At 59.7% G+C, this 24,206-nt stretch carries 24 protein-coding genes, 1 tRNA gene and 1 pseudogene; 15 read left to right on the forward strand and 11 right to left on the reverse strand.

Translation table 11 applies throughout. The features are described from left to right. The first annotated feature begins 40 nt into the window (after window positions 1–40). On the forward strand, window positions 41–1,114 hold the full coding sequence (locus AAE029_RS15170) for a bifunctional transcriptional activator/DNA repair enzyme AdaA (protein ID WP_371073689.1): 1,074 nt from the start codon (window positions 41–43) through the stop codon (window positions 1,112–1,114). Further along, window positions 1,114–1,887, forward strand: coding sequence for an isocitrate lyase/phosphoenolpyruvate mutase family protein (locus AAE029_RS15175; RefSeq protein ID WP_371073690.1), 774 nt, complete (start codon window positions 1,114–1,116; stop codon window positions 1,885–1,887). The genes AAE029_RS15170 and AAE029_RS15175 overlap by 1 nt, the downstream gene beginning before the upstream one ends. A gap of 3 nt (window positions 1,888–1,890) precedes the next feature. Here the strand turns inward: AAE029_RS15175 and argB are convergent, their stop codons facing one another. After that, window positions 1,891–2,778 carry an acetylglutamate kinase gene (gene argB, locus AAE029_RS15180; protein WP_371073691.1) on the reverse strand — a complete coding sequence of 296 codons (888 nt, stop codon included), beginning with the start codon at window positions 2,776–2,778 and terminating at the stop codon, window positions 1,891–1,893. Between the two features lie 244 nt (window positions 2,779–3,022). Between argB and AAE029_RS15185 the strand changes: the two are divergent. Beyond that, a pseudogene (locus AAE029_RS15185) lies at window positions 3,023–3,197 on the forward strand (anti-sigma factor); the annotation flags it as partial. 306 nt (window positions 3,198–3,503) lie between these two features. Here AAE029_RS15185 and yihA read toward each other — a convergent pair. From yihA to rpmH, 4 genes are all read right to left on the reverse strand, one after another. Then, window positions 3,504–4,163 (reverse strand): ribosome biogenesis GTP-binding protein YihA/YsxC, encoded by a 660-nt coding sequence (yihA, locus tag AAE029_RS15190; RefSeq protein WP_371073692.1) that lies wholly within the window; start codon window positions 4,161–4,163, stop codon window positions 3,504–3,506. A gap of 314 nt (window positions 4,164–4,477) precedes the next feature. Continuing rightward, entirely contained in the window at window positions 4,478–6,280 is a 1,803-nt protein-coding gene (gene yidC, locus AAE029_RS15195; RefSeq protein WP_371073840.1) for a membrane protein insertase YidC, read from the reverse strand. After that, window positions 6,280–6,669 carry a ribonuclease P protein component gene (gene rnpA / locus AAE029_RS15200; protein WP_371073693.1) on the reverse strand — a complete coding sequence of 130 codons (390 nt, stop codon included), beginning with the start codon at window positions 6,667–6,669 and terminating at the stop codon, window positions 6,280–6,282. The genes yidC and rnpA overlap by 1 nt, the downstream gene beginning before the upstream one ends. Before the next feature lie 35 nt (window positions 6,670–6,704). Next, window positions 6,705–6,839 carry a 50S ribosomal protein L34 gene (gene rpmH / locus AAE029_RS15205; RefSeq protein WP_371073694.1) on the reverse strand — a complete coding sequence of 45 codons (135 nt, stop codon included), beginning with the start codon at window positions 6,837–6,839 and terminating at the stop codon, window positions 6,705–6,707. Window positions 6,840–7,258: 419 nt separating this feature from the next. Between rpmH and AAE029_RS15210 the strand changes: the two genes are divergently transcribed. From AAE029_RS15210 to AAE029_RS15245, 8 genes are all read left to right on the forward strand, one after another. Continuing rightward, window positions 7,259–9,253, forward strand: a complete 1,995-nt coding sequence (locus tag AAE029_RS15210; protein WP_371073695.1) for a methyl-accepting chemotaxis protein — start codon at window positions 7,259–7,261, stop codon at window positions 9,251–9,253. Window positions 9,254–9,535: 282 nt separating this feature from the next. Further along, window positions 9,536–11,056, forward strand: a complete 1,521-nt coding sequence (locus AAE029_RS15215; protein WP_371073696.1) for an ATP-binding protein — start codon at window positions 9,536–9,538, stop codon at window positions 11,054–11,056. Between the two features lie 124 nt (window positions 11,057–11,180). Continuing rightward, window positions 11,181–11,257, forward strand: a tRNA-Arg gene (locus AAE029_RS15220). 129 nt (window positions 11,258–11,386) lie between these two features. Beyond that, complete coding sequence (locus AAE029_RS15225) at window positions 11,387–11,683, forward strand: hypothetical protein (protein ID WP_371073697.1); 297 nt, start codon at window positions 11,387–11,389, stop codon at window positions 11,681–11,683. Window positions 11,684–11,917: 234 nt separating this feature from the next. Next, window positions 11,918–12,379 carry an anthrone oxygenase family protein gene (locus AAE029_RS15230; protein WP_371073698.1) on the forward strand — a complete coding sequence of 154 codons (462 nt, stop codon included), beginning with the start codon at window positions 11,918–11,920 and terminating at the stop codon, window positions 12,377–12,379. A 229-nt stretch (window positions 12,380–12,608) separates the two neighbouring features. Continuing rightward, the gene (locus AAE029_RS15235) at window positions 12,609–13,724 is read left to right on the forward strand and encodes a helix-turn-helix transcriptional regulator (protein ID WP_371073699.1); all 1,116 of its coding nucleotides are present in this window, start codon (window positions 12,609–12,611) and stop codon (window positions 13,722–13,724) included. A gap of 110 nt (window positions 13,725–13,834) precedes the next feature. Continuing rightward, window positions 13,835–14,143, forward strand: coding sequence for an MliC family protein (locus tag AAE029_RS15240; RefSeq protein ID WP_371073700.1), 309 nt, complete (start codon window positions 13,835–13,837; stop codon window positions 14,141–14,143). A 167-nt stretch (window positions 14,144–14,310) separates the two neighbouring features. Then, window positions 14,311–15,183 carry a 1-acyl-sn-glycerol-3-phosphate acyltransferase gene (locus AAE029_RS15245; RefSeq protein WP_371073701.1) on the forward strand — a complete coding sequence of 291 codons (873 nt, stop codon included), beginning with the start codon at window positions 14,311–14,313 and terminating at the stop codon, window positions 15,181–15,183. 263 nt (window positions 15,184–15,446) lie between these two features. Here AAE029_RS15245 and AAE029_RS15250 read toward each other — a convergent pair whose 3' ends face one another. Then, a complete protein-coding gene (locus tag AAE029_RS15250) occupies window positions 15,447–15,725 on the reverse strand; it encodes a hypothetical protein (protein ID WP_371073702.1) in 279 nt (92 codons plus the stop codon). 531 nt (window positions 15,726–16,256) lie between these two features. Between AAE029_RS15250 and AAE029_RS15255 the strand changes: the two genes are divergently transcribed. Beyond that, window positions 16,257–16,643: a hypothetical protein gene (locus AAE029_RS15255; protein WP_371073703.1), complete on the forward strand. Its 387-nt coding sequence runs from the start codon at window positions 16,257–16,259 to the stop codon at window positions 16,641–16,643. An 86-nt stretch (window positions 16,644–16,729) separates the two neighbouring features. Here AAE029_RS15255 and AAE029_RS15260 read toward each other — a convergent pair whose 3' ends face one another. Further along, window positions 16,730–17,806: an SAM-dependent methyltransferase gene (locus AAE029_RS15260; protein ID WP_371073704.1), complete on the reverse strand. Its 1,077-nt coding sequence runs from the start codon at window positions 17,804–17,806 to the stop codon at window positions 16,730–16,732. Window positions 17,807–18,060: 254 nt separating this feature from the next. Between AAE029_RS15260 and AAE029_RS15265 the strand changes: the two genes are divergently transcribed. Then, on the forward strand, window positions 18,061–19,782 hold the full coding sequence (locus AAE029_RS15265) for a GMC oxidoreductase (protein WP_371073705.1): 1,722 nt from the start codon (window positions 18,061–18,063) through the stop codon (window positions 19,780–19,782). A 145-nt stretch (window positions 19,783–19,927) separates the two neighbouring features. Here AAE029_RS15265 and AAE029_RS15270 read toward each other — a convergent pair whose 3' ends face one another. Next, the gene (locus tag AAE029_RS15270; RefSeq protein ID WP_371073706.1) at window positions 19,928–20,596 is read right to left on the reverse strand and encodes an ArsR/SmtB family transcription factor; all 669 of its coding nucleotides are present in this window, start codon (window positions 20,594–20,596) and stop codon (window positions 19,928–19,930) included. 74 nt (window positions 20,597–20,670) lie between these two features. Between AAE029_RS15270 and AAE029_RS15275 the strand changes: the two genes are divergently transcribed. Both AAE029_RS15275 and AAE029_RS15280 read left to right on the forward strand, forming a co-directional pair. Beyond that, window positions 20,671–21,411, forward strand: a complete 741-nt coding sequence (locus tag AAE029_RS15275; RefSeq protein WP_371073707.1) for an MBL fold metallo-hydrolase — start codon at window positions 20,671–20,673, stop codon at window positions 21,409–21,411. Window positions 21,412–21,413: 2 nt separating this feature from the next. Continuing rightward, window positions 21,414–22,676 carry an MFS transporter gene (locus AAE029_RS15280; RefSeq protein WP_371073708.1) on the forward strand — a complete coding sequence of 421 codons (1,263 nt, stop codon included), beginning with the start codon at window positions 21,414–21,416 and terminating at the stop codon, window positions 22,674–22,676. 99 nt (window positions 22,677–22,775) lie between these two features. On the opposite strand, the gene AAE029_RS15285 is transcribed toward AAE029_RS15280, so the two are convergent. The 3 genes from AAE029_RS15285 to AAE029_RS15295 all read right to left on the reverse strand — a co-directional run bounded on the left by AAE029_RS15285 (window position 22,776) and on the right by AAE029_RS15295 (window position 24,194). Next, window positions 22,776–23,015, reverse strand: coding sequence for a GDCCVxC domain-containing (seleno)protein (locus AAE029_RS15285; protein WP_371073709.1), 240 nt, complete (start codon window positions 23,013–23,015; stop codon window positions 22,776–22,778). Window positions 23,016–23,056: 41 nt separating this feature from the next. Continuing rightward, window positions 23,057–23,671 carry a class I SAM-dependent methyltransferase gene (locus AAE029_RS15290; RefSeq protein WP_371073710.1) on the reverse strand — a complete coding sequence of 205 codons (615 nt, stop codon included), beginning with the start codon at window positions 23,669–23,671 and terminating at the stop codon, window positions 23,057–23,059. Window positions 23,672–23,810: 139 nt separating this feature from the next. After that, window positions 23,811–24,194, reverse strand: coding sequence for a VOC family protein (locus AAE029_RS15295; RefSeq protein ID WP_371073711.1), 384 nt, complete (start codon window positions 24,192–24,194; stop codon window positions 23,811–23,813). Window positions 24,195–24,206 lie beyond the last annotated feature (12 nt).

Genomic DNA, 24,206 nt, shown 5'->3' on the forward strand with positions numbered 1-24,206 from the left:
TTTCGGCGGACGCCAGCCGGGAAGGATGATAGAAAATAGCATGCTTTTCGATTTGCCCGATGACGACACGCTTTACGACGCGCTGATTGCCCGCAGCTGCGAATATGAAGGGCTGGCCTATGTCTGCGTCAAGACGACGGGTGTCTTTTGCCGTCTGACCTGTCCGGCGCGAAAGCCGAAGCGGCAGAACACGCTTTTCTTCTCCTCCATCGCGACTTGCATGCAGTCCGGCTTCCGGCCCTGCCGGCGCTGTCGGCCGATCGAGCAGGTGGGGAGCGAGCCGCTGGTCAATGAACTGCTGCAGGCGCTCGATCGCAATCCGGCGGCGCGCTGGACGGAGGACGATCTTGTCCGGCTGGGCTATGATACCTCGACAGTTCGCCGTGCCTTCAAGCGCAGCTTCGGCATGACCTTTCTCGATATTGCTCGCCACCGGCGCCTTGGCGAGGCGGCAAGGCAGCTTTCCGGCGGCGCCCGTGTCATCGATGCGCAATTCGAGGCGGGCTATGAATCCGGCAGCGGATTCCGCACCGCTTTCGCAAGGCTCATCGGTAAAGCGCCTGCCATGTCTCAAAGCCGTGCGCTTCTCTTTGCAGACTGGTTTGAAACGCCCCTCGGCCCAATGGTGGCGGTCGCCGACCAGACTCACCTGCATCTGCTCGAGTTTCACGACCGCAAGGCACTGCCGAAAGAGCTGGAGACGCTGCAGCGAAAGACCCGCTCATCCGTTGCGCCTGGCAGGACGCCGGCAATCGAGCAGATCGATGCGGAGCTGAGGGCCTATTTCGGCGGCAAGTCCGCCGCGTTCAAGACGCCGCTCGCGCTCGCGGGAACCGCCTTTGAGCGCCAGGTCTGGGCGAAGCTGCTCGAAGTTCCGCTTGGCGAGACGCTCTCCTACAGCGATATTGCTCGCGAGATCGACAGCCGTCACGCTGTGCGCGCGGTGGCGCGGGCTAACGGCGCCAATCAGATCGCGATCGTCGTGCCCTGTCATCGCTGCATCGGAGCCGATGGTTCGCTGACGGGCTATGGCGGCGGCCTGTGGCGTAAGCAATGGCTGCTCCGTCACGAGGGAAAAATGCGGCCGGTCGGTCTTTTTGAGGAGGCAATGTGATGGATCAGAAACATAGAGCGCAAAGCTTCGCCCAACTGCATAGGAAGGGCGATCCTGTGATCATCTACAATATCTGGGACGCCGGAACGGCCCGTGCAGTGGCCAATGCCGGCGCAAAGGCGCTGGCGACCGGAAGCTGGTCGGTCGCGGCGGCGCACGGCTTTTCGGACGGCGAGAAGCTGCCCCTATCCTCGCTTCTTGAAACGGTCCGATCCATCGTCGCAATCACCGAGCTGCCGCTGTCCGTAGATTTCGAAGGCGCCTACGCTGAGGAGCCCGCCTCTGTCGCAGCCAACGTCGCCAAGCTCATGGAGACAGGGGCAATCGGCATCAATTTCGAAGACCAGATCGTCAACGGCAATGGTGTTTATGCGATTGAAAAGCAGGGCGCCCGCATCCGTGCCATTCGAGAAATGGCCGAGCATCGTGGCATTCCGCTTTTTATCAACGCCCGCACCGATCTGTTCCTGCTGGAAGGCGATACGTCCAAACATGGGGGACTGTTGGATGAGGCGATAGAGCGGGCAAGAGCCTATGCGACGGCCGGCGGCAGCGGATTCTTTGCGCCGGGACTGATCGATCCTGGTTTGATCGAGAAACTATGTGAAGCCTCGCCCCTTCCGGTCAATCTCATGATGCAGATCGGAGCGCCTGATTCGGCGACGCTGGCAAAGCTCGGCGTCGCGCGCATCAGCTACGGTCCCGGACCGTATCGGGTCATGATGGAAAAGCTGAGGGAGGCGGCCGCAGCGGCTTTTGCCGCAGCGCGCTGACCATCAGGGAACGATGAGCGTACCGGCGCCGCGCTCGGTGAAGATCTCGAGCAGGACCGAATGGGCCGTCTTGCCGTTCAGGATGACGACTCCCTGCACACCCGCCTTGATGGCGTCTATGCAGGTTTCGACCTTCGGGATCATGCCGCCGGAAATTGTGCCGTCTGCGATCAGCTGGCGCGCCTGCGCCACGGAAAGTTCCTTGATAAGCTCACCCTGCTTGTTGAGTACGCCGGGAACGTCGGTCAGGAAAAGCAGGCGTGTGGCGTTTAAAGCACCGGCGATGGCGCCCGCGAAGGTATCGGCATTGATATTGTAGGTAGCCCCGTCGCGGCCGGGCGCCACCGGCGCGATGACGGGGATCATCTCGGACCGGGCAAGCAGGTCGAGCAGCGTACGGTCGACTTCGACGACTTCGCCGACGAAGCCGAGATCGAGAACGCGCTCGATATTCGAATCGGGATCCTTGATGGTCTTGCGGGCTTTTTCGGCAAACACCATGTTGCCGTCCTTACCGCAGAGCCCGATTGCCCATTCACCAGTCTGATTGATGAGGGCGACAATCTCCTTGTTGATCGAACCCGCCAGCACCATTTCAACGATCTCGACCGTCTTGGCGTCGGTGACGCGCAAGCCGCCCTCGAATTTCGATTCGATGCCCATCTTCGTCAGCATCGCACCGATCTGTGGCCCGCCGCCATGAACGACGATCGGATTTACGCCGGATTGCTTCAGAAGGGCGATGTCGCTTGCGAAGGCCTTGCCGAGTTCCGGATTGCCCATCGCATGACCGCCATATTTCACGACGATGGTCTTGTTTTCGTAACGCTGCATGTAAGGCAGCGCCTGGGCCAACAGGTGTGCCTGCATTTCGCTTGAGGAGTCGGTCATGAGATACCCCGCGGGAATTGATCGCGGACTTTTATCGCAAGTTTTCGACAGATGGAATAACATCTCCGCCATAAGTTTTCCGCGGTAGCCTGTCACGACGGATAACAAGCATAATGATCGATGAAAGGCGGATTGACACGCGGATGGAAGAGTTGGAATCTGCTTTGTGCAGGCTTGGGAGTTGGGATGGCGGTCTGCGCTGGTTCTGTAGAACAGGCCCCGGTTCCGGAAGGTGGACGGAAATATGACGTCGCCCGATCAAAGTAAGGGAAGTCGCTCCCGCGATGAAGTGCTCGCGGGAGAATATGTGCTTGGTGTTCTTTCTCTTGAGGAAAGGCAGAGGGTCGAGGCGCGCATGCGCAAGGACCGCAATTTCGCGGCTATCGTCAGCCGCTGGGAACATAATCTTTCGGATACGACTGGCGAAGGGGCCCACGCTCCCATTTCCTTCGAGGAATATCTGTCATTGGAGGATCGCCGACTGGCATTGACGGTGACCGGCCGGCCGATATCCACCGGTGGTTTCCTGCGTGCGTTCTGGAATTCCCTCTGGTTCTGGCGAACCATCGCCTTCGTCGGCGTCCTGGCGGCCATTGTCCTGGCATTGCCGCCGCATTAATTCATGTCGCGCAAAAGTGTGTAGCGGTTTTGCGGCGACGACATGCATGAAACAACAGCCGCGCGTTCAAGCGAACGTGCAAAGACGTTCAAATTTTCCGTTCTAGTCAGAGGCTAAGCCCGACAGTGCCGGCAATCGCGGCACGAAGGTCGTCGAGCCCCTCGCTTTTTTCCGACGAGGTTGCCAGCACGCCGGGATAGGCGGCGGGACGCTTGCGGATCTTTTCAGCCGTATCGGCAAGCAATTTCGGCAGGCCCGCGGACTTGATCTTGTCGGTCTTCGTCAGAACGATCTGATAGGAAACGGCAGCCTTGTCGAGAAGCGTCAGAACATCCTCGTCATTCTTCTTGATGCCGTGCCGGGCGTCGATCAGCACATAGACGCGCTTCAGTGTGGCTCGGCCGCGCAGATAGTCGAAGACAAGCTTTGTCCAGGCGTCGACCTGGTCCTTCGGCGCCTGGGCGTAGCCGTAGCCCGGCATATCGACAAGCGCCATCGGCGGCAGATCGTTGCCCTCGCCGGAATAGCCGTCCGGAACGAAATAATTCAGCTCCTGCGTCCGCCCCGGCGTGTTCGACGTACGCGCCAGTCCCTTCTGACCGACGAGCGCATTAATGAGTGATGACTTGCCGACATTCGAACGACCTGCGAAGGCCACCTCCGGCGGCCCTTCCGGCGGCAGGAATTTCATCGAGGGTACGCCACGGATGAAGATCCACGGCTGTCCGAAGAGGGGCTTGTCGGTCTTTTCGATCTGTCCGGCCATGCACTCGTGATCTTTCAATTGGGCGATTGGCTTCACGGTTTTGCCCGAAAATATCAAGGGCGGCCCGCAAAAGGAAAGCCCCGCCGAAGCGGGGCCTACTGCATGTTTCCTTAAATCGGAACCGATTTAAGGAAACATGCAGCAATTCAAAGTGCTACAGCGACCTTTGTGCGTCTTATAAGACGCACGGCGCTGTAGAGCGGAATGCCGAAAAGCGTGCGCGGTTTTCGGGCGACATTCCGCTCCAGCTGTTTGATTTAGAGGCGGACTCAGATTTCAGTCGATTCGACCTGAAATCATCCGGCTCTAAGGGATCATTTTGACGGCGCCGGTTTTCGTCGGAACAGGCCCTTGAGATTATCGAAGAGCTCGATCTTGACGCCATGGCGCTTCATGATGACCGACTGCTGAATGACCGACAGCGTATTGTTCCAGGCCCAGTAGATGACGAGGCCTGCCGGGAAGCTTGCCAGCATGAACATGAAGACGAGCGGCATCCAGTTGAAGATCATCGCCTGGGTCGGGTCCGGCGGCGTCGGGTTCATGCGCATCTGCAGGAACATGGTGATGCCCATGATCAGCGGCCAGATGCCGAGATGCAGGAAGGTCGGAGCCGCGAAGGGAAGCAGGCCGAACAGATTGATGATCGATGTCGGATCGGGAGCTGAAAGATCCTGAATCCAGCCGAAGAAAGGCGCATGCCGCATCTCGATGGTGATGTAGATCACCTTGTAGAGTGAGAAGAAGATCGGAATCTGGAGAGCGATCGGCCAGCAGCCGGCAACCGGATTGATCTTCTCCTCCTTATAGAGCTGCATCATCGCCTGCTGCAGGCCCATTCGATCGTCGCCGAACTTGGCTTTGAGCTCTTCCATCTTCGGCTGAACGCGCTTCATGTTCGCCATGGAGGCGTACTGCTTGCTGGCCAGCGGGAAGAAGAGGAGCTTGACCACGATCGTCGTCATCAGGATGGCGACGCCGAAATTGCCGAAGTAGCGATAGAAGAAGTCCATCAGCTTGAACATCGGCTTGGTGATGAAATAGAACCAGCCCCAGTCGATCAGGCGGTCGAAGCGCGGGATCGAATAGGTCTTTTCGTAGCCGTCGATGACAGGCACTTCCTTTGCGCCGGCGAAGACGAGATTCCTGAGCTCGATCGTCTGACCGGGCGCAAGCGTGAAGGGATCGTCCTTGTAATCGGCCTGATAACGCGGTTGACCGTCGGCAAAATGCGAGAAGCGGGCTTCATAGGCGGTGGTCTGCGGCGGAATGATCGTCGCCGCCCAGTATTTGTCGGTGATGCCGAGCCAGCCACCTGTCGCTTTCGGCGGTGTCACGTTTTCCTTCTCGACGGCGCTGTACTTGGTTTCGATCAGGCCATCGTCGCCGATGACGCCGATGAAGCCTTCGTGCAGGACATAGACGGAAGGCGTGGTCGGCTTGTTGTAGCGCGTGACACGGCCATAGGTCGACATCGAGACCGGCGCCTGACCGGAATTGGTGACCTTGTCCTGGATCGTGAACATGTAGCGATCGTCGACCGAGATCGTGCGGCTGAAGGTGATGCCCTTGTCGTTGGTGTAAGTCAGCGTCACCGGGGTCTTTTCAGTCAGCTTGTCATTGCCCGAGATCGTCCACACCGTCGTAGGCCCGGGTACCGAACCGGACGCGTCGCCTTGGATAAAGCCGAGTTCGGTGAAATAGCCATCCTTGGTGTCGGCAGGGCTGAACAGCGTAATGATCGGGCTGCTCTTGTCGACCGTCTCATGGTAGCCCTTGAGCCTCAGGTCATCGAAACGAGCGCCGAGAAGATTGATCGAGCCGGAAAGTGCAGGCGTATCGATGATAACGCGTGGCGTCTTGGCGATCGCCTCTTCGCGGCTGGTGGTTGCTTCCGCCTGCACGGTGCCGGGCAGCGTGCCACCTGCCGTGCCGCTTGCCTGTGGCGTCTGCGTCTGGTTGGGCTTCTGGACCTGCTCCGTCTGCTGCTGCGCCTTGCGAGCCTCGTCGGCCTTGCGCTGCGCTTCGATGCGCGGGTTCATATAAAGAAACTGCCAGGCGAGAACGATCAGCACAGACAGGGCAATCGCCACGAAGTAATTGCGGTTGTTTTCCATCATTCGTTCCTGAAGCGGTCCTTATGCGACCGCCTGTGTTTCGGCCCGGTTTCCATGCGCGCGGCAAGCTCGCTCGCGAGCTCGCAGAAAGGGGCGGCGAGGACGTCCCGTCTCGCGACAACCACATAGTCATGTCCGGGCTGCATTGCAAATCCTGCGTGAAGCCTCACGGCTTCTTTCAGCCTCCGGCGCATCCGGTTGCGCTCGACCGCGTTCCCTTGCTTCTTGGTAACGGTGAAGCCGACGCGAGGCTCCTCATTCGGCTGTTTCCGGTCGAGCACCTCGATCAGGAAGAAACGTCCCCTGCGTTTCTCTCCGTTCCGGACAGCAAGAAACTGCGGCCGGCTTCTCAGCCGCCCGACAGTCTTTTTTTGTTCATTCTCGGTCATTCGCCCGCCATCTCTTATCGGGCAATCCGGCCTTGTCAGGCCGAAAGACGCTTGCGACCGCGTGCGCGGCGGGCGCCGACGACTTTGCGGCCGCCCTTGGTGGCCATGCGCGCACGGAAACCGTGGCGGCGCTTGCGAACAAGCTTGGATGGTTGGTAGGTACGCTTCATTTATTTAAATACCGCGGAGTGCGGCCCTTCTTGAGTTTGCATTGTGCAAGGAGCGTTGTTTATCGAACGGGCAGGCCTGCTGAGAGGCTGAAATGACCGGACGTGCGGCGGCTTATAGGGATCAAGGGGTGGAAAGTCAATTACAACGGCCCGGATTCATTTTTGCATTGCGGTGGAAATTATAAAATCGCGCTTAACGATAGTATAAAATAAAGAATATTGCCTAGTGGTTGTAAATTTCTCACCCTTTTCAGGAAGAAGCCGATTTTCAACCCGCAAATGCTGAAGCTATTCGATTGCGCGCTGCAGCGTGGAACACAACGTGTAAATATTCGAAATAGAACATTAATGAATTTATTTAATCTTTGGGGAAAGTACATGGCCCTTCTTTTGTTGATGCTTTTCCGAGGAGACATTCGTTGCAAATTCGCGGCAAGATAAATCTGCTTGTGACCATAATGGGTGCCGTCGCCCTGCTGATCGGAGCGACCGCCCTTTTTGCCATGCATGAATACAACAACAAGCTGACCGCCTACGAAGATGCAGCCGAAAGGGCCTATGCCGGAGAACGCCTCAATCGCTTCGTGACGGCTGTCGTCATGGAGTCGCGCGGCATCTATGCCGCCAAGAGCTCCGAAGCGGCCAAGCCCTTCGCCAAGGGTCTGATGAGCGATCTCGACGAAATAGCCAGGGTCATTGCCGGGTGGGAGCTGCTTGTCCCCGAAGCGGAGAAGCCTGCCTTCGAGAAGCTCGTTGCCCGCGCGGTGGAGTTCCGCACCTTTCGGACGGAGACCGCGCGCCTGGGAACCGAAGTCAGTCCCCAGGCTGCGAACGAACAGGGCAACAACGATGCCAATCGCGCCAATCGCAAGGCTTTCCAGGCGGAGATCGACGCGGTCGTGGCGACCGACAAGGCGGAGCTGGACGCAGTCAACGTGGCGATCGAAAGCTTCCGGGCCTCTGTCTTCTGGCTCGTCCTGGCAATCTCGGGCGTTGGTATCACAGCCGGTATCGGAATGGGCTTCTATCTCGGTACGAGCCATCTGAGCCGGCCGATCAAGAAGGTTACCGAAACGATCAGGCAGGTCGCCAACGGCAACTTCGATGTCGATATCCCCTTCGCCGGACGCAAGGACGAGATTGGCGCCATGGCGGCAGCCGTGGCCGTCTTCAAGCAGAATGGCCTTGCGGTGCAGCGCATGAACGCGCAGGAAACGGCCATGCGGGCCAAGAGCGACGACCTGCAATCGAGCATGTCCGCCGTGGTGGCATCCGCCGCTGCCGGCGATTTCAGCCGCCGTATCGAAAAGAACTATGGCGACGAAAATCTGGATCATTTCGCAAGCAACGTGAACGAACTGCTCGCGAGCGTCGACGCCGGTGTCACGGAGACGCGCAGGGTCGTGGCAAGCCTTGCGGAGGGCGATCTCACCCAGACGATGCGCGGCAGCTTCCAGGGTGTCTTTGCCGAATTGCAGCTCAATGTGAACAACACCTTCGCCATCCTGCAGAGCACGATGCGGGAAGTGCGCGAGACGACTGCGGCGATCAGCACCAACACGAACGAATTGCGCACCGCCAGCGACGATCTTTCCAAGCGCACCGAACAGCAGGCCGCAGCTCTCGAGGAAACGTCGGCAGCCCTCGACGAAATTACCGCCGTTGTTCAGAATTCGACGCAACGCGCGCAGGAAGCGAGCGTCATGGTCACCGAGGCCAAGGAAAACGCCGCCCACTCCGGTACGGTCGTTCGCAACGCGGTCGACGCCATGGGCAGGATCGAGGAGGCCTCGCGCGAAATCAGCCAGATCATCAACGTGATCGATGAAATCGCCTTCCAGACCAACCTACTGGCGCTTAATGCCGGGGTCGAGGCCGCACGCGCAGGGGAGGCCGGCAAGGGTTTTGCCGTCGTGGCGCAGGAGGTGCGGGAGCTGGCGCAGCGTTCGGCGACCGCAGCCAAGGATATCAAGGCGCTTATCACCAAGTCGGGCGACGAAGTCCAGATCGGTGTGAAACTGGTCCGCGCCACCGGCGAGGCTCTGGGCGAGATCGAAAGCCGCGTCCTGAAGATCAACGACCATATCCATTCGATCGCCACGGCGGCGCGTGAGCAGTCGACAGGCTTGGGCGAGGTCAACAAGGCCGTCAACGACATGGACCAGGTGACCCAGAGGAATGCGGCCATGGTGGAGGAGACGTCCGCCGCGACGCATAAGCTTTCGGGCGAAGCCGACGGTCTTCTGCGCCTCGTCTCGCGCTTCAAAGTCTCGAACGTTGTCGCCATTGCTGCCGTCGGCGGCGGCGAGCATCGTCCGACGGCCTCGCCTGCGCGCAGGATGATGGGAGACGTGGCACGTGCCTTTGCCGGCCGCCGGGCCGTGGGGGACGAACAGAACTGGACGGAGTTCTAATCATCCGGGCCCCAGCGCACAGCTTCGATTTTTCAGAAATGGATCTGGCCGGTTCGCATTGATTAGGTTTTACGGCGCGTCCGATCGGACGCGCCGTACCCATGTTGCCGGTAGGAACGGAGAGCCTTTGAAACAAGCATATTTCGAGCGGGCAAATAGCCGCGGCCTAGTGTCGCTCTCGGAGATTTGAATACGCGCACCTATCCTTTATGATAGTTCCGCGACGTACGTCATCGATGATATCTCTTCGGACGTGCCTGCCGGTCAGCGGATAATGAAGCGATGGCGATCCAGGAAAACGGCGATCAGAACATCAAGGAACGGGATGAGGACGGTGCCGGCAAGGCTGCCGAGGTACGTCCGGCCGGCATCTTCGGCGGCCTTTCCGGACGGCTACTGTGGCTTACGGTCTTTGCCGTCATGCTTGCAGAGGTCCTGATCTTCCTGCCCTCGATCGCCAATATGCGGCTGCGCTGGCTGGAGGACCGATTGAATACGGCCGCTGCCGCCGCGATTGTGATTGACGGTCTGCAACCTGTCGAGTTGCCGCGCGCCTTGCAGAGGGAAACGCTGGAAGCGACCGGAACGAAGGCGATCGTTCTGCGCAAGGACGGCACGTCCCGCCTGCTTGCCATGTCGGAAATGCCGAAATCGGTCGACGAACAATATGATCTGACCAATGTCGATCCGATCACCTCGATGTCCGACGCTCTCGATACGATGATTTTCGGCGGCAAGCGGATGATCCGCGTCTTTGGTCCCGTTGGCGATACCGGAATAGGCGTCGAAGTCGTTTTGAAAGACAGGTCGCTGCGCAACGCGATGTTCGTCTATTCGCGCAACGTGTTGTTCCTTTCGATTCTCATCTCGCTTTTCACGGCAACGCTGATCTTCTTTGCGATTAACCGGATCATGATACGACCGATCCGCAGGCTGACCGGCAGCATGCAGGATTTCTCCAGCGACCCGGAAAATCCGGCCCATATCTATGATGCCGATGGCGGTAGGGACGAGCTTTCGGTCGCCGGCCGCCATCTTGCCGCCATGCAGGCGCAGCTTCAAAAAACCTTGAAGCAGCAGAAGAACCTGGCGGCCCTGGGTCTTGCCGTCTCCAAGATAAACCATGACATGCGCAACATCCTTGCGTCAGCGCAGCTGATGTCGGACAGGCTCGTTCGCGTCGATGATCCGTTGGTGAAGAGTTTTGCGCCGAAGCTTGTGCGCACGATCGATCGCGCTGTCGGCTATACGACGGAAGTCCTTGCCTTCGGCCAGGCCTCTGAATCCGCTCCGCGGCGGCGCAATCTGCGTTTTCAAGATCTGACGCAGGAGGTCCGGGATATCCTGGCGATCGATCCCGAAAGCGGCGTCGAATTCATCGAGCAGGTGGCGCCCGATCTCGAAGTCGACGCCGACGGCGAGCAGCTTTTCCGCGTCATCCACAATCTGTCCCGCAATGCCTATCAGGCGCTGGTTTCGGCCGGCCGTGACGATCCGCACGCTGCGCGCAGGATCACGGTTTCTGCACAGAGGATTGGCAGTGTCGTCAGCATAACGGTCGACGATAACGGTCCCGGCATGCCGCCGAAGGCCAAGCAGAACCTCTTTGCCGCCTTTCGCGGTTCCGCCCGCTCCGGCGGCACGGGCCTCGGCCTCGTCATCGCCCGCGAGCTGGTACTCGCCCATGGCGGCACCATCGCGCTCGTTGAAAAGCCCACACCGGGAACCCAGTTCCGCATCGAAATCCCCGACCGCCCGGTTTCACTGAACGACTATCGAAACCGCTCGCTTCATGAAAAATAGGGAGATTCCGGTTCGTTATGCCGAGCTGAGGAAAATTGCGATTTTTTCCGAAAGGCTCTTGCATTAACGGGGAGGACCCTTTAGAGGATCGCCCACGCCGACGGCCTACCGCCGTTCTGGCCACGCACCCGTAGCTCAGCTGGATAGAGCACCAGACTACGAATCTGGGGGTCAGGAGTTCGAATCTCTTCGGGTGCGCCATTTCCCACCAGTCCAGAACCAAGACAGAGACGGCCGCTTTGCACCGCATGTCGGCCATAGAGGTCAAGATTGCCACTGGCTACAAGCGAACATTCTTGGCGATCACTCTAGACGTCGAGATAGCGCCAATTGCAGACGCTTGAGGACGTGTGCTTTAATCATGGCGTGAGCACATGGCTCTACTATGCCGACCCCGACGGAAATCTGGTCGAGCTTCAGGTCGACAATTTCGAGGACTGGGACCAGTCGTCGGAATGGATGCGCACGGCACCGGAGTTTGCCGCCAATCCCATCGGGGTCTTCTTCGATGCCGATCTGGTTCTCGCTGCCCGTGAAGAGGGAGTCCCGTTTGACCAGACCCGCGAGCACAGCTACGCGGGCAAGTATCCGCCGAAAACAACGCCCGATCTTCACCTTCCGCAATGAGGTGCTTAACGCGTCGAGGCGAAGCCAAGGCAAAGAATAATGGACCAATGATGGAGCAGAACAGAGTCGATTGCATCGCGCCTTAAGTCTGCGCGGAATGCGTATGACGTGAAGGAATTCGAGGACTCGTTGGATCCTGAGGTGGCGAATAAGAGCCTTTGCGAACGTCGAAGTCACCAGTCCGCGGGGTGGTCGCGGATTTGCCAGGCCTCGTAATTGAGAGGTGATCAAAACGTGAAACAAGTATTACAACTAGTCGTCGTCTTCTTCGGTGCGTTGGCCACCGGTGGGCTGATGGTCAACTGGATAGGGCTTGGACGCGCAATGACCCGCCTCTCGGCATCGACCTATGTCGAATTCCATCAGGCCACTAACCACACATTCAATCCCTACATGCCAATCGTGGTTATGGGCGCAGTGTTGAGTGGTATTGTACTGGCGATTCTTTCTCCAGGGGTTCAGTCGCTCTCCGGCGAATTGGCCATTGCTGGATCTGTTTGTTATGCCGCGGTCATCGTGATTGCCTTAACCACAGATGTTCGGATCAACCACCGGATCGCACACTGGCCAGTTCAGAGCCCACCCGATGACTGGGCGCTCATTCGCGCTAGGTGGGTTCGATTTCACATTCTCCGCACTCTCTTCTCACTTCCAGCACTGGCCTGCTACATTCTTGCTTGTCTTGTCAGTCGATGATTCGCCATGCTCGGCGTCCGGCAGTATCCGCGGAAATTTGCTGCAGCGTGTCCTACCGCAGTTGCTCGGTTCCTCTGTCGCAAAGAGCCTGCCTTGAGGGCGACAACCTTATTGCAATATAAGAGTTGCCTTGCCTATCGCCCGAATCCGTGTTCTTTCCGGGAAGCGAAAATCCCCCGGAAATCCTTAGGTTTTCTGTTCCGTTGCTATTCAGACCCGGAGAAGCGAAATGAGCGTTGAAGCCGCACCCGGGGCAGTCGGGCAGCCGCTGTTGTTTGATACGGCCGCTTTCGGCTCGCCGCAGCAGGGATTCGAGCGGTTGTGCGAGCTGATCGTAGATATCTGCGACGCGACGATACTTGGCGAGGCGGAAAATTTCCGGATCATCGCCAGCACGCTGCATCTTGGCAGCGCCTTGCTGCTGGAAAGTCGTTCGAGCGCCTTGCGCTATAACAGGACGCCCGAGCATGTCGCGCGCGGCCTCGACCACTTTCAGCTCGTAATGTATCTCGGCGGCGGAGCTGAATTCATCGTCGGCGAGCACACCCTCTTGCAGCGGGCGGGCGACGTCTCTCTGATCAATATGAGCAAACCCCACCTGACGCGCGAAGTTCCGGGTGACGACGGCGTGGTCCAGGTTTTGAGCTTCATGCTTCCTCGCCCCTTGCTCGCGCCCATGTTCGCCGCAATTGAAAACATTCCGACGATCATCGTTGCAAGGCGCGAGACGGCATTTGGAACGCTGATCGGCGAGCATATGCTGGCGCTGAGGCGTAGCGCGGTGCAGCTCACGCAGGCGGAGCGCCAAGCTGCGGCGCAATCGCTAGCGCAGCTCGCGGCCGGCGGCATGGAAGGGCGCGCCGACAACGCGGACCCCCTGCCACGGTTATCGCAAGAGGCGCTGCGCGCCCAGATCAAACGGCACATCGAGGAGAATCTCGGCGCAGCCTCGCTCGACGTGGCGAACCTGTGCCGCCGCTTCGCGCTCTCGCGCGCGAGCCTCTATCGGCTGTTCGCGCCGCAGAGCCCCGCGAGCTACATTCAGCAGCGCCGGCTGCATCGCGCCTTCGCCATTCTCGTTTCTCCGGCATTCCGCCCCTGGCGGGTCATCGACGTCGCCGTCGAATGCCAGTTCAGTTCGGACGCGACGTTCATCCGCGCCTTCCGTCGCGAGTTTGGTCTCACGCCCGGGGAAGCGCGCGAGCGGTCACTACGGACCTCCAACGCGCCTCCGGACGATCGCCCGGTCGAGCCGCGTCCCGACGCCGAAGCGGCGCGCTGGGTGGCCGAGCTCACCGGCGCCATGCCGCAACTCTCCGCGCTTCGCGCCGAACGCAGGCGGTAGCCGTTCGCCAAAAGGAATGAGACGCCACGCAAGGCGCACTGGGACGTACGGCAAAGCCGTCGTTCCCATCTTCCGCTAGCGTCGGTGCTTTCCAACGCAAGGAGATAGGCGTGAACAGGATCGGCTTTGCTGTGTTTGGGACGCTAGGCGCAATACTTTTGCTGAGTGCGGCCCCCGCTTTCGCGCAGGACCAAGCCGGTGTGATCTATCGCTGTGACGACAGCACGACGGTGATCGCAAGCTTCATGAGTTCAACCAACGAAGCGCTGATCACGACTGGCGGGCGCAGCTTCCGCTTGCCGCAGGCGAGGTCCGGTTCAGGCGCGCGCTACACTGATGGCAGCGTTGTCTTCTGGATCAAGGGCGACGACGCGCAGCTGGAAGCGGCCGGCAAATCGACCAACTGCCACACGCGATAATTCAAAGCTTGAATCGAATAGAGAAGGCGCCCGCTCGGGCGCCTTCCTGATGGAGTTTTCCGGCGAGCGTAATCAGTTGGCGGCAGCCAAGTCGGAAGCAGCGCCGTGAGAAGTTGATATTAATGTGCCTCGGTGGAACTGCGGGGCATTTGACATGGGTTGGACACATGACGGCAAGCCTGCTTTCCTATGCCAGCGACGAGGATCGTTTTTTTAAGCGGATGGCCATCCGTGGCATCGAGAGTGCACTTGGCCGCCGCGCGGTGGAAGAAGTCTATGAACGCTGGCGCGTCGATATTCATGGTGTTTCTCAACATCCGTTCGGCCGCATGCTGGAAATGTATGGCATCGACTTCCGCATCAAAGGCGAGTGGCCGGTGCGTGAGATACCCGATGGCCCGATCGTGATGGTCGCCAATCATCCGTTCGGCGTGGCCGATGGTATGGCTCTCGGCGCCATTGCCGAACATTTTGGCCGGCCCTATCGGGTGATCGTCAACGAACGCATGATGAAGGTGCCAGAATTCCGGCCCTATATTCTGCCGATCTCTTTCGATGAGACGGCCGAGGCGATGGAGGTTAATCTCTCCACCCGCAATGAAGCGATCAAGCTGCTACGCGACGGCGTCACGGTCGGCATTTTCCCCTCCGGCGGCGTGGCAACCGCGCCGCGCGGCTTCGGGCCGGCCGAGGAACTGCCGTGGAAAATGTTCTTGGCGAAACTCATTCAGATGGGCAGGGCCAATGTGCTGCCGATCTTTATCGAAGGGCAGAACAGCGTGCTGTTTCAAATGGTGAGTCGCATATCGCCCGACGGTGCGCATGGCACTGCTGTTCAACGAATTCCACCGCCTGTCGCAGCGATCCATCACCGCTCGCGTCGATTGCCTGATGCCCTGGAGCGAGCTTGCTGCCATCCGCGATCGCAAGGCCGTGCTGGATCATATCCAGCAAAGGGTCATCGCCATGCGGCCCTACGACCGGCGGCGCCTGTCACCGGCAGCGCTGCGGGCCCGGCAGCAGCACTGGCTCTGGCGTGAAGGCGGCATCAGCACGGGCGCATCGCAGCTGCCATTGCGCGACCGGTTGACGTAGCGCCCCGGACCCTGTCTTACGCGTTCCCGGGTTTTTCGACCCCTCCACTGGCCTTGGCAAGGCGACCGCGCTGAGGACAGGCGACGACGCGTCGCTGGAGGCGGCCCAGCAGATGGACCAACTGCCACACACGATAATTCGGACCCGAATCAAATAGAGAAGGCGCCCGCTCGGGCGCCTTCCTGAAGGAGCTTTCCGGCGAGCGCGATCAGTTGGCGGCAGCCATGCCGGCCTGCACCTCGACGATCGCCTGATTGACCAGGCCGATTGCGTTAAGGCGGTGGCCTCCTTTATTGGTCGCTCCTTTCTGCAGCGATGATTTCGCCGCGAGCAGCGAATTGAGCGCCGACTGCATGTAAGGCTGGTTGGCGGCCCACTGAGCTTCGACGCGGCTCGGTTGCAGGACGATTATCGTGCTCGAAGCGAAGGCCATTCCAAGGCAAAAGGCGATCGCCGTTCGACGCGACGGCAACGACAAAGATTTCATCAACGACTCCGTTTAATCTAGATTTCGTGGCGGGAGATCAATCACTTACCTCGAGTACGATACGTAGGCGCGAATGAAGGGCAATCACTGGTGCGGATATTTGTGCGGCCGGAAACAAAATTGATACGTTCAGAATGCCTCCCTGAGACGATTGGCAAATACTTGCCCTTAAAGACGATAACAGAGATAGCACAGAGCCTGGCGATGACGACGGTTTCGTTGATGCAGGTTCGCGAATTCGAAGAGCGGGGCGGCCGCGACGCCCATTACCCGCTGCCGAGGAAAACTAAAATCCATCCGCCGCGTCGTTTCCTTCGATTATGTCCTAAAAGGTTGCAAATATGACATTTGAGACGTCACTCATCCCGTCTATATTGGCGCTCAACGGAAGCAGCTGGTGCAGCCCGGGCCGAAGAAAACAACGAGCCATCCAATAGACCAAGCTGGCGTGTTCCAGCTGCATAGTCCCAAGTCAGCATACGCTACATCAACACTGCGTTGCCCGCTGGGGTTGCGCAAAGAAAGGACGCCATGACAAAGTTTCTGAAATCCACCGCCTATGCCGGTATCGTCGCTTCCAGCCTTTCTGCGTTGCTCCCGCAGCACGCGGCCGCAGAAGGCCAGAGCATCAGCGAGGGACAAGGCATTGTCACACAGCTCGGCCTGCATGCCACTGCAGTGACCTACTGGATCAGCGGGCCGGAGGGCTGGGATGTCATCACCACGATCGATCCTCTGGCCAATGAAGAAGCGGAGAATGACGGCCGATCCGTCATGCGGTTCTCTTCGCGGCTGCTACCTGGACAATCGCAGACGATCTCGGTTCCAGCCATCGCCGGGATCCAGCCTCCATCGCTGCTGATCCGACGCATCTCCGATCGCATTGAAGTTGAGGCAACGCCTGCCGAAACCCATTAACTATCAGCTAGCAGATGATCAGGCACGCGGTGCGCCGTTCTCCGATACACAGGTGGAGACCACGCATTGCGTCCGCAAGCGGACCACTACTCCTTTCTCAGGGCAACCACTCCAAGCGGAATCGCGAATTTTAGAGGTGAGGCGGCAAGCCGGGTTGACATCCCGGCTTCGACGCTGTCGAGGAAGCCGGCAACTCTGGGATCGGTCGCGCCTCCTTCAAGGCTAAGAGCTAGAGTCGGGAGAACCGACGCGCGCGAGAAAGCTGCCCATCGAGCACCATACGCCTTCGCATCGCCGTCACGCTCGAAATCATTCCAGATGGGATCTTGCCCAAGAAACACCTCCGCATGATCGATCGCCAGGTCAGCGAAGCGCCCGCCGGAAAATGGTTCCTTAAGGTCCGAAAGACCGCGAGCAACCGTGGGAATTGCCATTCTGTGCACCTCGGCTTCACTCAGGAAGCCTTCGTCGATGAGTTGCAGGAGTGCTGCATACATTGCCTCGAGAACAGGCTGGTAGCCGAAATCCCCGTCCTGGGTGAGTGCCATCGTCAATACGACCAATCGCCCGCCTGGGCGCAACTCGAGGGCGCGATGCTGGAGGAAGGTCCGCCAGTCTTCGGCTGCCTGCCGGGCATACTGCTCCCGCACCGCTTTATCCTTGCTGTAAGCCACCTGGACCTGATCGGGAATGGGCGCTGGTGCGTGGCTCAGCCACTGGACCGCCCAGGAGCACCAGCCGAGCGTCACGCTCCCCGAGGGGAGGATCTGTTCGTAAAATGTCCTTCCCACCGCCGAAGCGAAGACTGACTGGTCGAGGTGGAGATAGCTTTGCGGATCCGTGGCTATCGCCTGAAACAACGCGCTGAAATCGCTGTCGGGAACATCGGTGTGCACGACCGAGATCGCCTGATCCGGCTCCATCCTTTCCCGGAGCGCGCGGATCGCCAAGCCGATCGGGCCGAACGAGTTGTGCCCCTGGGACGAGCCGTAATCGGCAATGACGATCGCTTCGCGCGGCGGTGGCAAGATTGCCAGCCTTGCGGCACGCTCGAACAGCGGAACGGCCGGCGAGAAACCGGCTTGCTGAACATAGGAGTTGCGATTGTAGGCACCGTTGCCCTCCATGGGCGCCGGTGTCATGGAGGATCCCGTGCTCGTCATTTGCCTGCCGCTCCATGGATGGGGCAATACTACAACAGCATTGGCAATAAGCCGAGTATAAAGTTAAATACGAGTGCGAGAAACAATGGCAGGCCTTCTATTGGGCCACCAAGAAAAGGGTCGATGCTTGCGGTGCTTCTGCTCTGTTTGAATAATTACTTGGAATTTGAGGATTTTGATTTGGTGTCCTGCATCGATAGCAGGTATCATCCGCCGGCCTAGTCCAACTCTAGCGCAACACCGGGAGAACACCGATGCCGCTCCCCAATCTCATCCCTGCCGGCGGGCAGGTTCAAGTCCAGAATACGACGTTTTCTATTGATGCGCTTGGTCGCTATATTTGCAGTACTTGGGATGAGGCAACCGCGAATGGTGGCTCGCCGTTTGCCGCGATCGTCGTCGGCGCCGGAATGTACGGGGCCTATTGCGCAGCGAAAATATTCCGCGGGCATCCGAGCAAGCGCGTTCTGCTGCTCGACGCGGGACGCTTTCTCGTCTCGGAACATGTGCAAAACCTCGCTCAGATCGGGCTCAATGTGCCATCGCCGATTCCTCCCTCGAGCGATCCCGGCGTCGCGCGAGAGCTCGTCTGGGGCCTCCCTTGGCGCGGCAACGTGGACTTCCCCGGCCTCGCCTATTGCACGGGCGGGAAGTCCATCTACTGGGGCGGATGGTGTCCGCGATTGACCAGCGCCGACCTGCTGGGCTGGCCGTCCGGGGCAGCGCAGTATCTCGACGCGAACTATCTCCTTGTAGAGAGCGAGACCGGCGTCGTCCCGGGAACCGAATTCATTTTCGGCGACTTGCTCACTGTTCTGAGCAACGAAGTCGGCACCGCGGCCGGATCCCTGCCGGGCATCGAAACGGCGATCGGCAATAATGGTGTCGAGGTGGCCCCGTTGGCTGTTCAAGGCAGCCCGCCGGACTCGGGCCTGTTCAGCTTCGACAAGTACAGCAGTCTGCCGTTATTGATCGAGGCGATTCGCGATGCTGTCGCAATCTCAGGCGTGAACGACGCGAACCGCCGGCTTTTCCTCGTGCCGACGGCGCATGTCGTCAAGCTGCACGCCGCCGGCGGTGCGGTGCACACGATCGAGGTGGATGTCGACGGCCAGCGCAAGTTTCTGCCCGTCGGCGCACACTGTGCGGTCATCCTCGCGGCGAGCAGCATAGAGAGCACGCGGCTCGCGCTGCATTCATTTCCGACCCCTTTGATGGGGCGCAATCTTATGGCGCATGTGCGCAGCGATTTTACGGTGCGCGTGCGCAGATCCGCATTGCCTCCTGTACCGCCTCACGTGCAGACCGCGGCTCTCCTCGTTCGCGGCGTGACAGCCTCCGGCCGCTTTCACATTCAGGTCACGGCATCGACGCATACCTCCGGTTCGGACGAGCTGCTGTTTCGAATGATCCCCGACCTGGACATCCTCTCGGCGCAACTCGCCAACCAGGACCCCAACTGGATTACGATCACGTTTCGCGGCATCGGCGAGATGCGCGGTGACAGGACGACCGCCATTCCCAATGCGACGGCGAGCTGGATGAATCTGAGCCCTTATGAAGCCGACGAATTCGGCGTGCCCAGAGCCTATGTGCAGCTCGCGCTCAGCGCGGGCGATTTACAGGTATGGCAGACGATGGATCAGACGGCACTCGCGCTCGCCCAGAAGGTCGCGAAGGCACCTGGCAATATTGAGTACCTTTACGATGGCGGCTGGCAGGCGCAACCCTTTCCACTCAACCGGCCCTTTCCGGAATGGCATCGTGGACTGGGCACGACCTATCACGAATCCGGGACACTCTGGATGGGCGATTTGCCTGCGAGCTCGGTAACCAACAGCTTCGGGCGCTTCCATCACATTGGCAACGCATACGCTTGCGACCAGTCCCTGTTCCCGACCGTGGGCTCAGTCAACCCAGTCCTGACCGGCTTGACGCTTGCCAGACGGATCGCCGCCCATGTGACAACAATATGAATTGCGTGAGCAAGGTCGCTATCGCCGATTCTAATGCATGTCGCGCAAAAGTGTGCAGCGGTTTTGCGACAACGACAGGCATGAAAATAATAGGCTAAAGCCCATTGCGTGAATCTCTTTTCACGCGACGGGCTTTAGTCTCAACTCAGGCCGCCGCTTCCGTTGGCAGGCCGGCCGCCTTCCATTCCGGATAGCCGTCCTCGAGGCGGCGAACGAGATAGCCGTGTGCCCTGAGCGCTGTGACCGCTTCGAAGGAGAGAACACAATAGGGACCACGGCAATAGGCGATCACCTCCCGGTCCGATGGAAGCTCGCCCAAGCGACGCTCCAGCTCGGCAAGCGGGATATTGAGCGCGCCGGGAAGATGACCAAGCATGAACTCGTCCTCCGGCCGTACGTCGAGAATGGTGACAAGGCTGTCATGCAGCCTTGAAACAAGGTCTTCTCTCGACACGGGCTCCATCGTGTCGCGAGCGCGGAAATAGTCTGCCATCACCCGGTCGATCTCAGCCATGTTCCTCTCACCGACGCGACCGAGCGCCTTGATCAGAGTGACCACTTCAGCATCGCCGGCGAGGCGATAAAGAATGTGTTTGCCTCGGCGCTCCGTCTCCACGAGGCGCGCTCGCCTGAGGATCTGCAGGTGGCGCGAAGTGTTGGCGAAGTTCAGATGTGCACGGGCGGAAAGCTCTTCGACGCTGCGCACCCCCTGCGCAAGATGCTCCAGCAGTTCCAGCCGATGCGGATGCCCGAGCGCTTGCGCGACCTCGGCAAGGCTCTGGTAGATCGCCTGTTTCGGTCCGGTACTTGACATGGTGGGCCTCTCAATGAAACATTCAGCAGATCAATTGAATGTATTTATTCATTCGCAGAGAGGAGAGCAAGTCCATGATCCTGCGTCAATTCCTGCATACTGATCCAATTGGCATTTCCTATCTCTTCGGCTGCGGTGGCAAGGCGGCCTGTGCCGTGGTCGATCCGGCCGGCCCCATCGAGCCCTATTTGCGTGCGGCGGAAGAGACTGGCATGCGCATTCACTTCGTCGTCGATACGCATCTGCATGCAGACCACCTCTCCGCAGGTCGTGCGCTTGCCCAGGCGGCAGGCGCTGAATATGTGCTGTCGGCAGAGGCGAAAGTAACATACTCCTTCAAGAGCGTGCACGACGGCGAAATGCTGCCGCTCGGCAACGTCTTGGCGACGGTGCTGCACACTCCCGGCCACACGCCCGAACATATCTGCCTCCTCGTAACCGATCGCACGCGCTCGGGCGAGCCCTGGTTTGTCTTGACCGGCCACACGCTGATGGTCGGCGACCTCGGCCGGACAGAGCTCGCTGCGAGCGCTGAACAAGGTGCGGCGGATCTCTTCCGCAGCGCCAAGGGATTGAAGGGACTTGACGATCATATCGAAGTGCTTCCCGGAGCTTATGCCGGCTCGGTCTGCGGACGGCGCCTGAGTGGCAAGCCGTCTTCAACAATCGGCTTCGAGAAACGCCACAATGCAGCATTTGCAATCGAGGACGAGGCGGAATTCATCCGCTTCATGCTCGCCGAGGTCCCGCCGGCGCCACCGGAGGCTGCCTGGATCAGGGCGGCGAACGCCGGCCTGGAACCGACTGCGGCCTGACGATGCATGAAACGGAATCGGATAGAGAGGCCGCGGGATCGCACGTCCGGCTGGGCCTCAGCGAGAACTGGCGGCAGTTTGCACTGCTGGTCCTGATCAACGCCTTCGTCGGCGGCATGGTTGGCATCGAGCGCACGGTCGTGCCTTTGATCGGCGCGGAGGAATTCGGCATCGCCTCCACGACGCTCGTGACCTCGTTCATCATCAGCTTCGGCGTCGTGAAAGCATTGGCCAACCTGATTTCCGGCCAACTGGCAGACCTCTGGGGCCGCAAGCGGGTTCTGATCCTTGGCTGGCTCGTCGGTTTGCCGGTGCCATTCATGATCATCTGGGCGCCGAACTGGGAATGGATCATCGCCGCCAATGCTTTGCTCGGCATCAATCAGGGACTTGCCTGGTCGATGACCGTCATCATGAAGGTCGACCTCGTCGGACCGAAATCGCGCGGTCTTGCCGTCGGTCTCAACGAGTTCGCCGGCTATCTCGCCGTTGGGGTAACGGCGTTCCTGACCGGCTATCTCGCCTCGCGATACGGCCTCCGGCCGCAGCCAATCTATCTCGGGGTCGTCTACGCCGTCCTGGGGGCCGCGCTGTCGATCCTGCTCGTCCGCGATACGCGCGCGCATGTTCGACTGGAAACCGCAGCCCATGCGCAGCCACCATCGGCAATCAGCTTCCGGGAAGTCTTTGCGCTCACTTCGTTCAAGGACCGCAATCTCTTCGCCGCTTCGCAGGCCGGGCTCGTCAACAACCTCAACGACGGCATGAGCTGGGGCATCTTTCCGCTTTTCTTCGCCTCATTCGGCCTCGGCGTAGAGCGGATCGGGATTCTCAAGGCGATCTATCCAGCGACCTGGGGCATCCTGCAGATAGCAACCGGTCCCTTGAGCGACCGTTGGGGGCGCAAGGGACTGATCGTCGTCGGCATGTGGGTGCAAGCCGCTGGCCTGTTCCTCACGGCGATGACGAGTGCATTCGGATGGTGGCTCGTCGGCAGCCTGTTGCTCGGCCTTGGTACCGCAATGGTCTATCCGAGCCTGATTGCCGCCGTCTCGGATGCCTCGCATCCGAGCTGGCGGGCACGTTCGCTCAGTGTCTACCGGTTCTGGCGCGATCTCGGCTATGCCATCGGCGCCCTTTCTGCCGGGCTCATCGCCGATCGCTTCGGGCTTTCGTCGGCGATCGCCTCGATCGCTGCTCTGACATTCCTCTCCGGTATCGTCGTCGCAGTCTTTATGGGGGAGCGTCAGAGCTCTCGGCCCTAGAGCGGGATGCCGAAAAGTGTGTGCGGTTCTCGGGCGACATCCCGCTCTAAGTTTTTGATGTAGAGGCGGATTCAGATTTCAGGTCGATTCGACCTGAAATCATCCGGCTCTACGACCTCGATCATGAAGACGGTCGCGGCAGCCACACCGCTGTTCCTGCACGGGCGGGCAGGGAGTATCGCCGTAGGAACAATAGACGCAGCAGTCTCCCGGCAAGGGCTTCAGCATGGCGTCGCAGCCCTTGCACTCATAGAAGAATTGGCAGGCATCGGTCGCCATCGTCTCCTTCGAAGTGAAGCGGCATTTTGGACAGGTTATCGTCGATGTCAGCGTAACCATGATCGGCTCCGATGTAGTGGGCCCCCGCCTGGTTTCCATTGTCAGTGAGGCCGAGCGCTGCCCTCATACATATATGTCATGGGTTTCGGCCCCGGCATGTAACCTGTCTCCACCCGGTCGAAGTGAAAGCCGCTCGCCTCGATCATCATGCGGATCGGGCGGTTGAGATGGCAACCCCCGCTGATGCGCCGCCAGGCTGGCGTCAGCCAATCCTGCCACCGCCGCACGCCCGCGTCCGGCGACAGCCCATGTTCGACGAACAATAGCCGCCCGCCCGGACGCAAAACACGGCGCGCCTCGGACAGAGCCGCCTCGGCTCGCGGAATGGTGCATAAGGTCCAGGTGGTGACGACCGTATCGACGCTCTGATCATCGAGCGGGATCACCTCCGCCGAGACTTCAAGAAAGCGAAGGGAAAGGTCTGGCCGATGCGGCGCGTGGCGGGCCATTTCGATGAGCGATATCGCCGGCTCGAGCGCCATGATCTCCTGTACATGCGGACCGTAAAACGGCAGGTTCAAGCCGGAGCCTGCGCCGATCTCAAGCACGCGCCCCTCCGCTGCCCCGACCACCCTCTTGCGATAGGGCAGGAGGCGCTCATTGCGCATTGCAAGATGGCACAGCCGTGGCAGGAGAACGTCAGCATAGAAACCCATGATTACACCCTCTCAGTCGTGAAGATTTCCACACCCCGTGCACCACTCGGCAGCTTCCGAAGTCGACACGTTGCTCAGCAGTGAAACTATAGGCCGCTCGAAAGTATATGACCGCTGAACTGGTCAGCAACGGAGCTGCCTATTTCCTTGGCGCTTCGAACAACTCGATCGGATTTCCAGCCGGATCATCGAGAAGGATTTGCTTTCCGCCGATGCCCTGTACGATCTCATTACGGAAACGCATTCCTGCCGAGCGCAAGGCGGTGACTTCGGCGTCCAGGTCGGGGACCTCGATCACGATGCGGTTCCAACCGCCGGGCTCGGGTTTGCGGCCGTCGGGCATCGGTTGCGAAGCTCCGCCTGGTCCCGTCGTGGCGTTCACGAGAAGGCGAAGGTCTCCCTTGGTCAGCATCGCGAAGCTCGGGGCAGGATGCATTGCGACGGAAAATCCGAGATGCTGTGTATAGAACGCGATCGCCGCTTCCACGTCGTCGACGATGTAGCGCACGCTGACAGTTGCCATGGCACTTCTCCA

The organism is Sinorhizobium sp. CB7 (assembly GCF_041357635.1).
In the GTDB taxonomy this organism is placed as follows: Bacteria; Pseudomonadota; Alphaproteobacteria; order Rhizobiales; family Rhizobiaceae; genus Rhizobium.

What these genes read in the sequence shown, in the direction of transcription:
- AAE029_RS15255 (WP_371073703.1), top strand. Translation starts at nt 16,257, where the DNA reads ATGACAAAGTTTCTGAAATCCACCGCCTATGCCGGTATCGTCGCTTCC.
- AAE029_RS15235 (WP_371073699.1), top strand. Translation starts at nt 12,609, where the DNA reads ATGAGCGTTGAAGCCGCACCCGGGGCAGTCGGGCAGCCGCTGTTGTTT.
- AAE029_RS15270 (WP_371073706.1), bottom strand. Translation starts at nt 20,596, where the DNA reads ATGTCAAGTACCGGACCGAAACAGGCGATCTACCAGAGCCTTGCCGAG.
- yidC (WP_371073840.1), bottom strand. Translation starts at nt 6,280, where the DNA reads ATGGAAAACAACCGCAATTACTTCGTGGCGATTGCCCTGTCTGTGCTG.
- AAE029_RS15295 (WP_371073711.1), bottom strand. Translation starts at nt 24,194, where the DNA reads ATGGCAACTGTCAGCGTGCGCTACATCGTCGACGACGTGGAAGCGGCG.
- AAE029_RS15170 (WP_371073689.1), top strand. Translation starts at nt 41, where the DNA reads ATGCTTTTCGATTTGCCCGATGACGACACGCTTTACGACGCGCTGATT.
- rnpA (WP_371073693.1), bottom strand. Translation starts at nt 6,669, where the DNA reads ATGACCGAGAATGAACAAAAAAAGACTGTCGGGCGGCTGAGAAGCCGG.
- AAE029_RS15285 (WP_371073709.1), bottom strand. Translation starts at nt 23,015, where the DNA reads ATGGTTACGCTGACATCGACGATAACCTGTCCAAAATGCCGCTTCACT.
- AAE029_RS15215 (WP_371073696.1), top strand. Translation starts at nt 9,536, where the DNA reads ATGGCGATCCAGGAAAACGGCGATCAGAACATCAAGGAACGGGATGAG.
- AAE029_RS15175 (WP_371073690.1), top strand. Translation starts at nt 1,114, where the DNA reads ATGGATCAGAAACATAGAGCGCAAAGCTTCGCCCAACTGCATAGGAAG.
- AAE029_RS15260 (WP_371073704.1), bottom strand. Translation starts at nt 17,806, where the DNA reads ATGACGAGCACGGGATCCTCCATGACACCGGCGCCCATGGAGGGCAAC.
- rpmH (WP_371073694.1), bottom strand. Translation starts at nt 6,839, where the DNA reads ATGAAGCGTACCTACCAACCATCCAAGCTTGTTCGCAAGCGCCGCCAC.
- AAE029_RS15245 (WP_371073701.1), top strand. Translation starts at nt 14,311, where the DNA reads ATGACGGCAAGCCTGCTTTCCTATGCCAGCGACGAGGATCGTTTTTTT.
- yihA (WP_371073692.1), bottom strand. Translation starts at nt 4,163, where the DNA reads ATGGCCGGACAGATCGAAAAGACCGACAAGCCCCTCTTCGGACAGCCG.
- AAE029_RS15280 (WP_371073708.1), top strand. Translation starts at nt 21,414, where the DNA reads ATGCATGAAACGGAATCGGATAGAGAGGCCGCGGGATCGCACGTCCGG.
- AAE029_RS15265 (WP_371073705.1), top strand. Translation starts at nt 18,061, where the DNA reads ATGCCGCTCCCCAATCTCATCCCTGCCGGCGGGCAGGTTCAAGTCCAG.
- AAE029_RS15250 (WP_371073702.1), bottom strand. Translation starts at nt 15,725, where the DNA reads ATGAAATCTTTGTCGTTGCCGTCGCGTCGAACGGCGATCGCCTTTTGC.
- AAE029_RS15275 (WP_371073707.1), top strand. Translation starts at nt 20,671, where the DNA reads ATGATCCTGCGTCAATTCCTGCATACTGATCCAATTGGCATTTCCTAT.
- AAE029_RS15290 (WP_371073710.1), bottom strand. Translation starts at nt 23,671, where the DNA reads ATGGGTTTCTATGCTGACGTTCTCCTGCCACGGCTGTGCCATCTTGCA.
- argB (WP_371073691.1), bottom strand. Translation starts at nt 2,778, where the DNA reads ATGACCGACTCCTCAAGCGAAATGCAGGCACACCTGTTGGCCCAGGCG.